14 protein-coding genes are annotated in these 15,772 nt (G+C 54.4%); 1 reads left to right on the top strand and 13 read right to left on the bottom strand.

Going from position 1 to position 15,772, the window contains the following annotated elements; genetic code table 11:
* Positions 1–21: 21 nt before the first annotated feature.
* The 11 genes from tolB to mngA all read right to left on the bottom strand — a co-directional run bounded on the left by tolB (position 22) and on the right by mngA (position 12,762).
* Positions 22–1,314, bottom strand: coding sequence for a Tol-Pal system beta propeller repeat protein TolB (gene tolB / locus DD597_RS00775; RefSeq protein ID WP_017384962.1), 1,293 nt, complete (start codon positions 1,312–1,314; stop codon positions 22–24).
* 100 nt (positions 1,315–1,414) lie between these two features.
* Positions 1,415–2,662 (bottom strand): cell envelope integrity protein TolA, encoded by a 1,248-nt coding sequence (tolA, locus tag DD597_RS00770; RefSeq protein ID WP_045896418.1) that lies wholly within the window; start codon positions 2,660–2,662, stop codon positions 1,415–1,417.
* Between the two features lie 28 nt (positions 2,663–2,690).
* Positions 2,691–3,119, bottom strand: a complete 429-nt coding sequence (gene tolR / locus DD597_RS00765; protein ID WP_045896416.1) for a colicin uptake protein TolR — start codon at positions 3,117–3,119, stop codon at positions 2,691–2,693.
* 3 nt (positions 3,120–3,122) lie between these two features.
* Positions 3,123–3,815, bottom strand: a complete 693-nt coding sequence (gene tolQ / locus DD597_RS00760) for a Tol-Pal system protein TolQ (protein WP_003858590.1) — start codon at positions 3,813–3,815, stop codon at positions 3,123–3,125.
* A complete protein-coding gene (gene ybgC, locus DD597_RS00755) occupies positions 3,812–4,216 on the bottom strand; it encodes a tol-pal system-associated acyl-CoA thioesterase (RefSeq protein ID WP_003858593.1) in 405 nt (134 codons plus the stop codon). Before ybgC ends, tolQ begins: the two co-directional genes overlap by 4 nt.
* 148 nt (positions 4,217–4,364) lie before the next feature.
* Positions 4,365–4,655 carry a cyd operon protein YbgE gene (gene ybgE / locus DD597_RS00750; RefSeq protein WP_003858596.1) on the bottom strand — a complete coding sequence of 97 codons (291 nt, stop codon included), beginning with the start codon at positions 4,653–4,655 and terminating at the stop codon, positions 4,365–4,367.
* Positions 4,655–4,768, bottom strand: a complete 114-nt coding sequence (gene cydX, locus DD597_RS00745; protein WP_003858598.1) for a cytochrome bd-I oxidase subunit CydX — start codon at positions 4,766–4,768, stop codon at positions 4,655–4,657. The genes ybgE and cydX overlap by 1 nt, the downstream gene beginning before the upstream one ends.
* 14 nt (positions 4,769–4,782) lie before the next feature.
* Positions 4,783–5,922 (bottom strand): cytochrome d ubiquinol oxidase subunit II, encoded by a 1,140-nt coding sequence (gene cydB, locus DD597_RS00740; protein ID WP_003858599.1) that lies wholly within the window; start codon positions 5,920–5,922, stop codon positions 4,783–4,785.
* Positions 5,923–5,937: 15 nt separating this feature from the next.
* On the bottom strand, positions 5,938–7,506 hold the full coding sequence (gene cydA / locus DD597_RS00735) for a cytochrome ubiquinol oxidase subunit I (RefSeq protein ID WP_003858601.1): 1,569 nt from the start codon (positions 7,504–7,506) through the stop codon (positions 5,938–5,940).
* A 679-nt stretch (positions 7,507–8,185) separates the two neighbouring features.
* Positions 8,186–10,822, bottom strand: a complete 2,637-nt coding sequence (gene mngB, locus DD597_RS00730) for a mannosylglycerate hydrolase (protein ID WP_059294774.1) — start codon at positions 10,820–10,822, stop codon at positions 8,186–8,188.
* A gap of 23 nt (positions 10,823–10,845) precedes the next feature.
* Positions 10,846–12,762: a PTS 2-O-a-mannosyl-D-glycerate transporter subunit IIABC gene (gene mngA, locus DD597_RS00725; protein ID WP_059294773.1), complete on the bottom strand. Its 1,917-nt coding sequence runs from the start codon at positions 12,760–12,762 to the stop codon at positions 10,846–10,848.
* A 171-nt stretch (positions 12,763–12,933) separates the two neighbouring features.
* Between mngA and DD597_RS00720 the strand changes: the two genes are divergently transcribed.
* Complete coding sequence (locus tag DD597_RS00720) at positions 12,934–13,650, top strand: GntR family transcriptional regulator (RefSeq protein WP_032665443.1); 717 nt, start codon at positions 12,934–12,936, stop codon at positions 13,648–13,650.
* Between the two features lie 86 nt (positions 13,651–13,736).
* Here DD597_RS00720 and sucD read toward each other — a convergent pair whose 3' ends face one another.
* Together sucD and sucC are read right to left on the bottom strand one after the other, a co-directional pair.
* Positions 13,737–14,606 (bottom strand): succinate--CoA ligase subunit alpha, encoded by an 870-nt coding sequence (gene sucD, locus DD597_RS00715; RefSeq protein ID WP_003858609.1) that lies wholly within the window; start codon positions 14,604–14,606, stop codon positions 13,737–13,739.
* Positions 14,606–15,772, bottom strand: a complete 1,167-nt coding sequence (gene sucC, locus DD597_RS00710) for an ADP-forming succinate--CoA ligase subunit beta (protein ID WP_003858611.1) — start codon at positions 15,770–15,772, stop codon at positions 14,606–14,608. The genes sucD and sucC overlap by 1 nt, the downstream gene beginning before the upstream one ends.

Raw genomic sequence — 15,772 nt, 5'->3', positions numbered from 1 at the left:
TTAGTAATCAATTAATTATTATTACAGATACGGCGACCAGGCAGGTGATTTTACCTGTCCATCAGTTGCCGGAAGACGCGCTTTGAAACGCCCATCTGTAGAAACCAGATTCAGCACGGATCCCATCCCCTGAGAAGAGCTGTAGATTACCATGGTGCCGTTAGGTGCCAGACTTGGCGTTTCATCCAGGAACGTTGACGACAGTACTTGTACGCCCCCCGTTACCAGATCTTGTTTGGCAATGTGCTGCTGACCACCCGCAGTACTGACCATTACCATTGTTTTACCATCGGCACTGACGTCAGCATCCTGGTTCTGAGAACCTTCCCAGGTAATACGCTGCGCTGCTCCGCCGTTGATATTCACTTTATAAACTTGTGGACGACCTGCCTGGTCAGACGTAAATGCCAGATTCTGGCTGTCCGGGAACCAGGTTGGCTCAGTGTTGTTGCTACGACCATCCGTGACCTGACGGATCTGACCAGAACCAATATCCATCACGTACAGGTTCAGGCTACCGGTTTTAGACAAGGCAAACGCCAGCTTGGTACCGTCCGGAGAGAACGCAGGCGCACCGTTGTGACGTGGGAATGACGCAACCTGACGCACAGCACCGTTAGACAGTGTCTGGATAACCAGCGCGGAACGGCCGCTTTCGAAGGTCACGTACGCCAGCTTAGAGCCATCCGGAGACCATGCCGGAGACATCAGCGGCTGTGGTGAACGGTGTACGGTGAACTGGTTGTAACCATCGTAGTCAGAGACGCGCAGCTCATAAGGGAACTGGCCGCCGTTGGTCTGTACTACGTACGCGATACGGGTACGGAACGCACCTTTAATACCGGTCAGCTTCTCAAACACTTCGTCACTCGCCGTGTGGCCTGCATAACGCAGCCACTGCTTGTTCACCTTATACGTGTTTTGAGCCAGAACGGTACCCGGCGCACCGCCGGTATCCACCAGCTGATAAGCGACGTTATAGCCGCCGTCTGGCGCAGGAGTAACCTGTCCGACAACCACGGCATCAATACCCAGTGCAGACCATGCAGCAGGTTGAACTTCCTGAGCTGTACCCGGCTGCTGCGGCAGACGAGAACGATCCAGGGGGTTAAATTTACCGCTGTTACGCAGGTCAGCTGCAACAATGCCGCCAATATCTTCAGGCGCAGCGCCCGGGCCTGCCCACTGGAACGGAACGACACCGATTGGACGCGCTGAGTCGTTCCAGTCGGTAATGTCGATGCTTACTGTGGCATGCACTGCTGACGTCAACAGTACTAAAAAACCAAAAGCTAATCGTAATGCCTGCTTCATCATATCTCCCTTATCCGAACAATAAGTCCTGGATAATTTAGCAGAAGGTTAACAAACTCAAATACACAAAACTATCAGAACCGGATAACAGCAGCTCTGCTTATGGCTTAAAGTTCAGCGAAGCGTCTTTGAACACTTCATAGACAGCCTGTGATGGAGGTTTTGGCAGTTTTGCCTGATTCACTGCCACAAGTGCAGCCTGGCATAACGCTTCATCTCCCCCTTCTGACTCAACGCTCAGCACCATACCATCCGTAGCCAGTTTAATATGCAGTCGGCACGTTTTCCCGGTATAGAGCGATTTATCGTTAAGTCTGCTGGCAATAGCCGCGGCAATCTGATTCTTATAGTCATTGATCTCAGCGCCAGAAGCACCGTTGTTCTTAGTGTTACCACTTCCTGCCGGTGCTGCGTTACTTCCTTTCGCCCCTCCGCCCGTTTTCGGTGCATTCTTACCGGAGCTCAGATCGCCCAGCAGATCGTCAACCCCTGCGGCAGCGGCTTTTTCCGCAGCAGCGGCCTTCTTAGCTGCGGCTTTTTCAGCAGCAGCTTTCTTATCAGCAGCGGCTTTCTCAGCTGCCGCTTTTTTTTCCGCAGCGGCTTTTTCCGCAGCGGCGGCTTTTTCTGCCGCAGCTTTCTCGGCGGCGGCCGCTTTTTTCGCAGCATCGGCAGCCGCTTTCTTCTCTGCTTCCTGCGCAGCTTTTTTGGCGGCTTCCGCTTCGGCTTTCTTCTGTGCGTCAGCGGCAGCTTTTTTCGCCGCTTCGGCTTCTGCTTTCTTCTTCGCATCAGCAGCGGCTTTCTTCGCCGCTTCGGCTTCCGCTTTCTTCTGCGCATCAGCAGCCGCTTTCTTCGCGGCTTCTGCGGCTAACTTAGCCTGAGCATCTGCCTGCGCCTTCGCGTCTGCCGCGGCTTTGGCTGCCGCCTCTTCCGCCTGCTTCTGCTGTTCCTGAGCTTTCTTCGCTGCGGCTTCAGCCTGTTTCTGCTGCTCCGCCTGCTCTTTAGCGGCTTCCTGCGCCTGCAAACGCTCTTTCTCAAGCTGCTTCAGACGTTCCTGCTCGGCGGCCTGCTTTTCACGCAGCTCTTCCGCCTGCTGTTGCGCCTGTTTTTCACGCTGTTCTTCCGCGCGTTTTGCGCTCGCCTGCTGCTGTTGCTGGCGATTATAGTTCTGCACTACCGCACCGGGATCCACCATGACGGCGTCGATGGACGAGCCCCCACCGCCGCCTGATGCATCAAGGTGCTCATCGAACGAACTCCAGATCAGCGCTGCAAAAAGAATTACGTGCAGCACTGCGGAGACGATTATCGCTCGCTTAAGCTTGTCGTTCTGTTCGGTTGCCTTTGACACTATCGGTTCCCAAAAACTACGCAGATGATCAAATAGGCTGAGTCATTAAGCCAACTGACTTAACGCCCGCGCTATGTAGCAAGTTCAGCGCTTTGATAATTTCATCGTATGGTACGTCTTTCGCACCACCGATTAAGAAGACCGTCTTCGGATTTGACTCCAGACGTCGTTGCGCTTCAGCAATAACCTGCTCTGGCGGAAGCTGATCCATACGATCTTTCTCTACCACCACGCTGTACTGCCCTACGCCGGAAACCTCAATGATGACCGGAGGATCGTCATTGGTGCTTACCGCCTGTGATTCTGTCGCATCCGGCAGATCAACTTGCACGCTCTGGGTGATGATGGGCGCTGTCGCCATAAAGATCAGCAGCAGCACCAGCAGCACGTCCAGTAACGGAACGATATTGATTTCGGACTTGAGCTCGCGACGACCTCGTCCACGCGATCTGGCCATGGTTTACCCCTTGTTGCTCTCGGTGCTGGTAAACGCCTGACGATGCAGAATCGCGGTGAACTCTTCCATAAAGTTGTCGTAGTTCAGTTCCAGTTTGTTCACGCGCTGGTTCAGACGGTTGTACGCCATTACCGCCGGAATTGCGGCGAACAGACCGATTGCGGTCGCGATCAGTGCTTCTGCGATACCCGGTGCAACCATCTGCAACGTTGCCTGCTTCACCGCCCCCAGGGCGATAAAGGCGTGCATGATCCCCCACACCGTACCAAACAGGCCGATATACGGGCTGATGGAGCCAACGGTTCCGAGGAAAGGAATATGCGTTTCAAGATTTTCCAGTTCGCGGTTCATGGAGATGCGCATCGCACGCGACGCCCCTTCTACCACGGCTTCCGGCGCATGGCTGTTAGCGCGATGTAAGCGAGCGAACTCTTTGAAACCGCTGTAGAAAATTTGTTCGGAGCCTGAAAGGTTATCACGGCGTCCCTGGCTTTCCTGGTACAGACGAGAAAGCTCAATTCCCGACCAGAACTTATCTTCAAACGCTTCGGCTTCGCGGCCGGCGGCATTAAGGATACGCGTTCTCTGGATGATGATGGCCCAGGATGCGATTGAAAAACCAATCAAAATCAACATGATAAGTTTAACCAGAAGGCTTGCCTTCAGGAACAAATCAAGGATATTCATGTCAGTCACTGCTTAAACTCCGCGACAATAGACTTAGGAAGCGCACGAGGCTTCATTATGGTTGGATCAACACAGACAATCAGGACTTCAGCTGAGTTCAGTACCGTGTTCTCTGCATTGACTATCCGCTGCGTGAAAACCAGTGAAGTTCCGCGCATTGATGTAATTTCTGTTTGAACTTCGAGCATATCGTCGAGTCTGGCAGGCGCAAAATACTCAAGCGTCATCTTGCGTACCACGAAGGCAACTCGCTCAGCCAACAGCACCTGTTGACTAAAGTGATGATGGCGCAGCATCTCTGTGCGTGCCCGTTCATAAAAAGCAACGTAGCTGGCGTGGTAGACCACACCACCGGCATCGGTATCTTCGTAATAGACACGTACCGGCCATCGAAACAGCGTTGTATTCACTTTACATCCCGGTAATACAAGAAAAGTTGGAGCTTTCAAACTTCGCTACTATACGCGCGGGAATGATGGTTTGGAATGGGGGAAAGTAAACGGAGAGTAAATTTTTATGGGCCATGGTAAGCCCATAACGTTAACGGACATTTCTTATTCAGAAGAAGAAGAAAATCAAACCGGCGAGGAGAACCAGATCGGCAATCAGTGGGCAGAAGATGCCCTGCCAGTGTAGCGCTTTCGGACGAAAGCCGACACCGTGAATCACGCCTGCGCACACAGCCCACATAATCAGGAAACCGTGCCAGATTTCAAGCTCGCTGGTTTTCGCCGCGAAGCGCGACGGGTCCCAGAAGATACAGCCTGCCAGCAGTAATGCCATAATGAGGGAAAGCGCCCTCAAGGGGCGCTTATCCATTACCGCATATAAGGTTGCGATAATATTCATTAGTGCTTTTCTTCACCTGCTTTGGTCGCTTCTACATGCTCAAGCGCCAGGGCAGTGATGACACCAAACGCACAGGCAAGAAGCGTCCCTAAAATCCATGCGAAATACCACATATTCAGCTCCTTACTTAGTACATAGAGTGGGTGTTGCTTTCGATATGTTCTTTAGTGATGCGACCGAACATTTTCCAGTAACACCAGGTGGTGTAGAGCAGGATAATCGGTACGAACACGCAAGCAACATAGGTCATTAAGTTCAGCGTCAACTGACTGGACGTTGCATCCCACATGGTCAGGCTGGCATTCATCATGGTGCTGGATGGCATCACGAACGGGAACATCGCAATCCCCGCCGTCAGGATGATGCACGCCAGCGTCAGTGAAGAGAATACGAACGCCAGAGCGCCTTTCTCCAGACGAGACGTCAGCACGGTCAGCAGCGGCAGCAGCACACCCAGAGCCGGGATAGCCCACAGCGCAGGAGTATTGTTGAAGTTCACCAGCCATGCACCGGCCTGACGCGCCACTTCTTTGGTCAGCGGGTTAGACGGTGCAGTATGGTTGATCGCGGAGGTCACCACGTAACCATCAATACCGTACACCACCCACACGCCAGCCAGCGCGAAGCAGACCAGCGTCACCAGCGCCGCCACCTGAGCGGTAGCGCGGGAACGCAGGTGCAGTTCACCTACGGTACGCATCTGGAGATAGGTTGCGCCCTGGGTGATGATCATCGCCACGCTCACCACGCCCGCCAGCAGACCAAACGGATTCAGCAACTGGAAGAAGTTACCGGTGTAGAACAGACGCATATATTCGTCGACGTGGAACGGTACGCCCTGCAACAGGTTACCGAACGCCACACCAATGACCAGCGGTGGAACGAAGCTACCGATGAAGATGCCCCAGTCCCACATGTTACGCCAGCGGGTGTCTTCAATCTTGGAACGGTAGTCGAAACCCACCGGACGGAAGAATAAAGAGGCCAGCACCAGAATCATCGCCACATAGAAGCCGGAGAACGCAGCCGCGTAGACCATCGGCCAGGCAGCGAACAGCGCGCCGCCTGCGGTGATCAGCCACACCTGGTTACCGTCCCAGTGCGGGGCGATGGAGTTGATCATGATTCGACGCTCGGTGTCATTACGACCGAGGAAACGGGTGAGCATGCCCACGCCCATGTCGAAACCATCGGTGACCGCGAAACCAATCAGCAGAACACCGATCAGCAGCCACCAGATAAAACGCAATACTTCATAATCGATCATTTGATGACTCCTGTCTTAGCGTGCCGGCTGAGTAGTCGCAACAGACTGCTCGTAGTGATAGCGACCGGTTTTCAGGCTGCTTGGGCCAAGGCGCGCGAACTTGAACATCAGGAACAGTTCAGCCACCAGGAACAGGGTGTACAGACCGCAAATGAGCAGCATGGAGAAGATCAGGTCGCCTGCGGTCAGGGAGGAGTTCGCTACCGCTGTTGGCAGCACCTCACCGATCGCCCACGGCTGACGGCCATATTCCGCAACAAACCAGCCGGACTCGATAGCAATCCATGGCAGTGGGATACCGTAAAGCGCGGTGCGCAGCAGCCATTTTTTCTCACCGATACGGTTACGAATGACTGACCAGAACGAGGCCGCGATGATCAGCAGCATGATAATGCCGCAACCCACCATGATGCGGAACGCGAAGTACAGCGGCGCAACGCGTGGAATAGAGTCTTTGGTTGCCATCTGAATCTGCGCTTCCGTCGCGTCAGAGACGTTCGGGGTATAGCGTTTCAGCAGCAGACCGTAACCGAGGTCTTTCTTCACGTCGTTAAATTGATCGCGAACGGCCTGGTCGGTAGAGCCGGCGCGCAGCTGTTCCAGCAGCGAGTAAGCTTTCATCCCGTTACGGATACGCTCTTCATGCTGCACCATCAGATCTTTCAGGCCAGTCACCTGTTTGTCGACGGAGCGCGTGGCGATAATACCCAGAGCGTAAGGAATTTGAATGGCGAAGCGGTTTTCCTGCGCTTCCTGGTCAGGCACGCCGAACAGGGTAAACGCTGCCGGTGCCGGCTGGGTTTCCCATTCAGCTTCAATTGCGGCGAGTTTGGTTTTCTGCACGTCGCCCATTTCGTAACCGGATTCATCACCCAGAACAATAACGGACAGAATCGCGGCCATACCGAAGCTTGCTGCAATAGCAAAAGAACGCTTGGCGAACGCGAAGTCACGGCCGCGCAGCATATAGTAGGAGCTGATGCCCAGCACGAACATCGCGCCGCACACATAGCCAGACGCCACGGTGTGAACGAATTTAACCTGGGCAACCGGGTTCAGGACCAGCTCAGCGAAGCTGACCATCTCCATACGCATGGTTTCGAAGTTGAAATCAGATGCGATTGGGTTTTGCATCCAGCCGTTCGCCACCAGGATCCACAGTGCGGACAAGTTGGAGCCTAATGCCACCAGCCAGGTTACCGCCATATGCTGGACTTTACCCAGACGGTCCCAACCGAAGAAGAACAGACCTACAAAGGTGGATTCGAGGAAGAAGGCCATCAGACCTTCAATGGCCAGCGGCGCACCGAAAATATCCCCCACATAGTGGGAATAGTAAGACCAGTTTGTCCCGAACTGGAACTCCATGGTCAGACCGGTTGCCACGCCCAGCGCAAAGTTGATACCAAACAACTTGCCCCAGAACTTGGTCATATCTTTATAAATCTGTTTGCCGGAGAGGACGTAAACCGTTTCCATGATGGCCAGCAGGAACGCCATACCGAGCGTCAGCGGCACAAACAGGAAGTGGTACATCGCGGTCAAGGCAAACTGTAAGCGCGACAGTTCGACTACGTCTAACATTATGACTCCTTGCTCATCGCATGAAGACTCCGAGAGTGAACCCCGTTAGATAAGGATCCACACGCATGCCCCAATACAAAGTTATCTGCTTCCCTTCTTCGTTGCTTATTCTCTACAAGAGGAAAAAGCAATGATGAAAGGTTACAAATACGTTAAGAAAAAACCAAATTGATCCCGTAAATATAATACGCTGCAAAACCCTTACAATAAACAGGTTTTTATTCGAACAGATTTACGTTTTTCGACGGCGATCAATTTATAGCAAAATTACCACTTTTCGGCCATTTTGATCGGGAACAATTTAACGCCTTTTGGAGCCTTTTTCCAAGGATTAAACATTGATTTAAATCAAAAACGGCCAGAGCTGTTAATGATGTTTCTTTGTGGTGCGGATAGTAAAAACCTTGTTAATGATATGTACATTTAAAGGCGTTGATGGTTATAAAAGCCAGAAGATAATATAAACAGTTGTGATTTTTATTAACGCGCGTGAAAAAACGCATTTTGCCGGAAGATAAACATATAATGTTATCTGCTTCACAGTATTTTTCTTTCGCTTTGCTACCTGCCGAAACGATTACATTTTATTCACTTTTAATAATCTTAAAATTAACACCCTTTCGTGACTATTTGATGAAATAAAGGCCGCAGGAATGCGGCCTTTATTTTATTTTGAGGATTACCTTTCAATTTTCATGCTGAAGGTACGTGACTGGCCTGGCCGGAAAGACCCCATAATGGCTGAGCCCTCTTCCCCTTGCGCCTTGTACACCTCATTCATGTCCGTTTCGCAGCAGGCCTGGACCTCACGGTTCACAGACAAAGCCACGTCACAGGAGCGGGTCTCCGAAGGGTTGTACAGACGAAGAATCATCTCGTCACGATCCTCCGCTTTTTTCAGCACACTGAGTACGCATCCGTTAGGGGGCAGTGTTAGCAGGCTATAGCTACAGGGGGTGGTGAAAGAGGCGCGGTTAAGCTTCATCGCATCCCACGGAATTTTGTTATAACAGTGCACTGGCGTTAACCACGACTTCGCCTGCTGCGCAACGCCAGCACTGACGGGCAAACCATTAAAACTGAACAGGCTAAAGCGACAGGTTAACTGGCCCCGCATCTGCGAATCAGGCACCGGCATTTTGATCCCGGACGGTCTGCCGGGGCGCAGAAGTAAGTCTTCCTTCCCAAGCACCCCCACGCCGCGAAGCAACGTCAGGGCAAACGTTTTTTGACGCTCGCCAGTCACTTCAAATTCGCGTAACCCTTCGGTAAACAGCGCCATCCCGTTACGCCGTTCCTGGAGCACCGCGTAGTTAAGCAGATTCCACACCGGCAGCGGCGCTTCCTTCCAGCCCTCCTCCTGCCAGTTCGCCATCGCTTCATCCTGTACAGGTCGCGTCAGCGAACCGAACTGGGTATCAGCTAACACCGTGTCTGCGGTGAAGGGCGTCGGGATCAACACCCGAACACGGTGGTCATCCGCGTGATTTCCGAGACGCGCCTCAATGTCGATACGTCGGCTGTTATGGCTGAGCGTGACCGTGAGTTCTGCCTCAAGCGTTCCCGTCTGCTGACGCGCAGAACGTTCAGCGAGATCCGCCGGCACCGCCATGCGATGGCGGATCACCGCCCTGCTCTGCCAGACCTCGTGGATCACCTCAACCTCATGCTCGCCCTGCGCGGAAGTGAGTCTCCACTCTTCCCGTGAAGGCGAGTAGTCGTACTCATCGCCATCATCCGAGCTCTCTTCTATTTCCAGCGCGCGGTCATAGATAAGCCCGGACGCTTTATCGAGCAGACGCAGGGTGCCGTCGTCGTTTAACGTTATTTCCCAGAAAGCATTTTCCAGTAATGCCTCCGACGTTGTTTCTGGCGCCAGCAGCTTGCCAGCCACGTGCGGCTCGATATAGAGCGTGCGGTAACCCATTGATGGCAGGATCTGGTTGAGCTGGATATCAAACTCCATAAAGGGATCGTAGTTGCCGTAATGCACAATCTGCCGGTCTATTAAGCCGGGGTCGATTTCACGCGCGCTGCGCAGGCAGTAAGGGATTTCATTCCCCCTATCGTCCAGCAGGCGGAACTGGCTGGCGCGCAGACGTATCGTAGTGTTAATCACTTCCTCACGCGGCCAGGGCGTGAGGTTAAACATCACCAGTTTGTCTTCCTCGCACTGCGGCATGTTGTCGACAATCTTGCGCATATAGAAGCATGTCAGGTTATCGGCCATGTCTTCCGCCAGCTCGAAGCGTGACATCACCTCACGATGCACTTTGTCACTACAGCAGCAGCCGATACTGTCATGGGCGTGATTCTTGAGGATCTCTTTCCACATTTTTTCCAGCAAGCCGTGGTGATACTCAAAGCCCAGCGTCCAGGCAAGCGTGGCCAGCGGCTCAAGGACATTGACGATTTTATGCTCTATCCGGGCGTGGGCGATTTTGATGTCCATTCGCGTGGAGCCTATTGTCCGGTGCACCCGCATATATTTACCGTCAATAAACTCTCCTTTCAGCGTCGCCAGTTCATCGCGGTGCTCGTCAATGTGGTCAAACACCTCCTCGAAGCGGCTCATCACAAACTGACGCTGCGGATAGATTTCGCGCAGCTTATCCATCACCGCAAAGATGTTCTGCTGGAGCGGCATCTGATCATGGCCGTTAGGCAGCAAAATTTCTTTCGTCACGGAGGCTTTTTCCAGCACCTCGAAGTACGTGTCGAGCCGTTTGCGCAGCCCGGCCTCATCCTCCGGTAAGTACTTACCAATCGCGTAGCCCAGCGGTAGCACCTGTGCCGTCACTTCACTGCCGTCCTGACTTTGCCAGAGAAATTCGGTTTTATCGGTACCATGCCGCTCGGAACACCCGCGCCAGAACATGGTGCGCGTGATGCCAAAACCGTTGTAAATGTGTGGCAGCTGGGAAGACATGCCGAAGGAGTCCGGCAGATAGCCAATTTTCATCGGCTCGCCAAAGGCCAGACAGTCGCGAATGCCGTACATCAGATTTCGGACAATCGACTCGCCGGAGACAAGGGTGGTGTCCGTCTGGGTATACCACGGCCCGATAATCAGCTTCCCGGCCGCCACCAGCGCCTTCACGCGTGGCCTGTTTTCCGGTTTCACGGCAAAATAATCTTCCAGCACCGCCGTCTGGCCGTCGAGAACGTAGTATTTATACTCTGCGTCCTGCTCAAGACGGGTAAGGATCTCTTCCATATTATTGACCAGAAGAATACGTGACGCTTCGGTGGTGAAGTACCACTCCCGGTCCCAATGCATATGTGGCGTGATATGAACGCGAGATACAGCTTTCATCTTCGTTTCCTGTCAGTGCGTGTTTAGGATGTTATGTCTTCAGTCACGTAGGTGCCGCTCTTCACGGCCTGGCGTCGCCAGAGGAGTAAAATGAGCGTAGAGATTGCGGCGCCAATCAGCGCGGCGCCAAACCAGCCGGCAGCGGCCAGCACGCCGCCCAGCCCGGCATCATGCAGTAAGAAGAGAGAGAAAATGCCCGCGCCCGGGGTGGATAGCCCAATCCCCATCGCCCCGACAATCGCTCCGGTCGCCATTGACCCCAGAACAAATGAGCCGATGACCCGCAACGGATCCTCGATAGCCATCGGAATTGCTCCTTCGGTGATGCCCGCCAGCCCCAGCAGCCAGGTGGACTTGCCGGTTTCAATTTCGAACTGTTTGAACAGGTTCGGAGCCAGCATCGTTGATGCCGTCACGGTAAAGGCCGATACCATTTTGACGGAGGCAAAAATCGCATAAGGCCCGTATACGCCATTGGCCATCGCCCCCAGACAGAACGCGTAAGAGGCTTTGTTGACCGGACCGCCCAGATCGAACGAGCACATAAAGCCCAGGATCGCCCCCAGCAGCAGCGCGTTCGCGCCGGACAGACCGTTAAGCCAGGCGGTGAGGGCGTTATTGATCCAGGCCACCGGTTCGCCGATCACAAACAGCATCAGGCTGCCTGCGCCCAGCACGCCAATCACCGGATAAAGATAAAAGGTCAGAAAGCCGTTGTAGCGGCTACTCAGCCGGATGTGGTTTTTCACCCAGCGCATCAGGTAGCCCGCAATCAGCCCGCCGACGATGGCCCCCAGAAAGCCGGAGCCGATCATATTGGCGGCAAGACCCGCCGCAAAGCCTGGCGTTAGCGCAGGTTTATCCGCCAGCGAGTAAGCGGTGTAGGCCGCCAGAACAGGCACCATCAGAATACCGAGCATCCCGCCGCCCAGTTTGCGGTACATCCACAGCCACGAATTTTCCTGATCGAACAGATGCTGCAAGCCCAGGATTTGCGCCAGCAGTACCGACACGGCCAGCACCGTGCCGCCAGCGACAATCAGCGGCACCGCAAAGGAGATACCGCTGAGCAGCGCCTGCTTGAGTTCGGTTTTAACGCACTTTTTCGCGTCCGTGTCGACGTGTGCAGGACGCACATCGGATACAGGCTGTAGCGCCAGCGCACGCTCAATGAGCGCTTCCGCATGGCGCAAGGGTTCCGCGACGGGCACGGAAATGGCGGGGATCCCCTGAAAACGCTCGCGCTCTTTAATCGCCACTTCCGCCGCGAAGATACACGCTTTTGCCTCCTGCAACTGCTGCGCGGTGATGCGCCCCTCAATACCGTTTGCCCCCTGCTTTTCGACCACCACATTGACGCCGAGCTTTCGTCCCGCTTTTTCGAGATACTCCGCTGCCATGTAGGTATGGGCGATCCCGGCCGGACAGGCGGTAACGCAGACGATCGTCGGGGCATTCTCCGCAACGGCGGTTTCTTGCGCCTCAGGCGCCGTTTCCAGCGCTGCAAGCACCGCTTCCGCGCTGGTCGCCGTCATCACGCGCGCCCTGAGATCGTCATCCGCCAGGCGAGACGTCAGTTCCGTCAGGACCTGAATATGCGTTGACCCCGCTTGTGCGGGGGGAATGGCGAGCAGAAAAATCAGCTCGACCTCCTCCGGTCCGTCTACGCCTTCCCAGGCCAGCGGCTCGCACAGTGTGGCCACGGCAAAAGCCGCTTCCTTTACCGCCGCTGATTTACCATGAGGTACGGCCAGCCCCTCGCCCAGCGCCGTCGGGCCAAGCGATTCGCGATGGAAAACCTCTGCCAGAAACGTATCGGCGTCGGCTATTTTGCCCAACGCTACCAGCCGCGTCGCAAGCTGACGGATTGCCTCATCACGGCTGGTAAACTGCGCCTGCACGCAGACAGCACGGGGGTCGGTCAGAGTCGTCAGGTTCATAAAGATCCTCACCTATCCAAAGTTATTGTCTGGGGAGGATTGTGGCAGAGCGAATAATACATTTATGTGATCATTTTCACTAACACCGAAATTTGTATCTTATTTGTATTATTTACAAATCCGACGCTGAAGGCATAATTCCCTGAAAAGGTATTAAATAGGCGTGACCCAATGGGCAATAAACCGATGTACCGGCAGATCGCCGATGCGTTCCGCGAGAAAATTAATGCCGGTGAGTTAAAACCTGGCGACGCGCTGCCGACAGAATCCAGCCTTCAGGAGGCGTTTAGCGTCAGCCGTGTCACCGTGCGGCAGGCGTTGAAGCTGCTCGCCGACGAGCAGATCATCGAAAGCATTCAGGGCAGCGGCTCGTATGTAAAAGAGGAGCGGGTGAATTACGATATTTATCAGCTTACCGGCTTTTACGAAAAACTGGCGGATCGCAACGTTGATACGCACAGCGACGTCAGCGTCTTCGAAGTGGTGAAAGCCGATGAGCGGCTCGCGGCAAAACTGGCGCTCAATCCAAATGATAAGGTCTGGCACGTCAAGCGCGTACGCTTCATCAGGGAAAAGCCGGTGAATCTGGAAGAGACATGGATGCCGCTGGCGATGTTCCCCGACCTCACCTGGGAAGTGATGGAACAGTCGAAATACCATTACATTGAGCAGATCAAAAAGATGGTTATCGATCGCAGCGAGCAGGAGCTGGTGCCAGTCATGCCATCGGACGAGGCGATTGCCGCCCTGGCGCTCGATCCGGCAAAACCGATTCTGGAAAAAGTCTCCCGTGGCTTTCTGAAAGACGGCCGGATATTTGAATACAGTCGCAACGTGTTTAACTCCGACGACTATAAATTCACTCTGGTGGCTAAACGCAGACAATAAAAAAAGGCCGCTTTACAGCGGCCAACCATGTCGAAACGGACATTTTTTTATACTTCAACGCGCCCCATACGGGGAGCAGAGAGGACTTACTTAATGATGGATTTCAGTGCTTCACCGATATCCGCCAGGCTGCGAACGGTTTTCACGCCTGCGGCTTCCAGTGCTGCGAATTTCTCATCAGCCGTACCTTTACCGCCTGCGATAATCGCGCCCGCGTGACCCATACGTTTGCCTTTCGGCGCGGTCACACCCGCGATGTAACCCACCACCGGCTTGGTCACATGATCTTTGATGTAAGCAGCCGCTTCTTCTTCCGCGCTACCACCGATCTCACCGATCATCACGATCGCTTCGGTCTGTGGATCTTCCTGGAACAGCTTCAGGATGTCGATGAAGTTAGAGCCCGGGATCGGGTCACCGCCGATGCCCACGCAGGTGGACTGGCCGAAACCGTAGTCGGTGGTCTGCTTAACCGCTTCATAGGTCAGGGTACCGGAACGGGACACAATGCCCACTTTGCCTGGGCGATGAATGTGGCCCGGCATGATGCCGATTTTGCATTCGCCCGGGGTGATAACGCCTGGGCAGTTCGGGCCGATCATGCGCACGCCTGCTTCGTCCAGCTTCACCTTCACGGTCAGCATATCCAGCGTCGGGATACCTTCGGTGATGGTGATGATCAGCTTAATGCCTGCGTCGATCGCTTCCAGAATAGAGTCTTTGCAGAACGGCGCCGGAACGTAGATCACGGTCGCGGTCGCGCCCGTCGCTTCTACCGCTTCACGCACGGTGTTGAACACCGGCAGGCCCAGATGCGTGGTGCCGCCTTTACCTGGCGTTACGCCGCCTACCATCTGCGTACCGTAGGCAATTGCCTGTTCGGAGTGGAAAGTCCCCTGGCTACCGGTGAAGCCCTGGCAGATAACCTTGGTATCTTTATTAATTAAAACGGACATTATTTCCCCTCCACTGCGGCAACAACCTGCTGAGCTGCATCCGTCAGACTTTTCGCTGCAATAATATTCAGGCCGCTGTCAGCCAGTTTTTTCGCGCCGAGTTCAGCGTTGTTCCCTTCCAGACGTACAACAACCGGAACGTTAACGCCCACTTCTTCTACCGCGCCGATGATACCGTCGGCGATCAGGTCGCAACGTACGATACCGCCGAAGATGTTCACCAGAACCGCTTTCACGTTGCTGTCAGAGAGAATGATTTTGAACGCTTCGGTTACGCGCTCTTTGGTTGCGCCACCGCCCACGTCGAGGAAGTTCGCTGGCTCACCGCCGTGCAGCTTAACGATGTCCATGGTGCCCATTGCCAGACCCGCACCGTTAACCATGCAGCCGATGTTACCATCCAGCGCCACGTAGTTCAGTTCCCACTGTGCAGCCTGCGCTTCACGCGGATCTTCCTGAGACTGGTCGCGCATTTCGCGCAGATCGGACTGGCGGAACAGCGCGTTGCCGTCAGCGCCCAGCTTGCCGTCGAGGCAGATCAGGTCGCCCTGGGTGGTGATCACCAGCGGGTTGATCTCGATCAGCGCCAGATCGCGTTCCAGGAAGATGGTCGCCAGACCCATGAAGATCTTGGTGAACTGCTGAACCAGCTTGCCTTCCAGACCCAGTTTGAACGCCAGCTCACGACCCTGGTAAGGCATTGGGCCCGCCAGCGGATCGATAGCCACTTTGTGGATCAGGTGCGGGGTCTCTTCCGCCACTTTTTCGATTTCCACACCGCCTTCGGTAGACGCCATGAACACCACGCGACGGGAGCTACGGTCTACGACTGCGCCGAGGTACAGTTCTTTCGCGATGTCGGTCGCCGCTTCAACCAGGATCTGGTTAACCGGCTGGCCGTTCGCATCTGTCTGGTAGGTTACCAGACGCTTGCCGAGCCAATGTTCAGCAAACGCACGGATCTCTTCTTTGCTCTTAACAACCTTCACACCGCCCGCTTTACCACGGCCACCAGCGTGAACCTGACATTTAACTACCCACGGGCCGGCACCGATTTTAGACGCGGCTTCTTCTGCTTCACGCGGGGTAGTACAGGCATAACCCACCGGAGCCGGTAAGCCATACCGGGCAAACAGCTGTTTGGCCTGATATTCATGTAAGTTCAT

Origin of the sequence: Enterobacter cloacae complex sp. 677-3DZ2D5B, assembly GCF_004136695.1 — a bacterium.
Taxonomy (GTDB): Bacteria; Pseudomonadota; Gammaproteobacteria; order Enterobacterales; family Enterobacteriaceae; genus Enterobacter; species Enterobacter hormaechei_C.
This window is presented reverse-complemented; position numbering and strand designations above follow the sequence as displayed.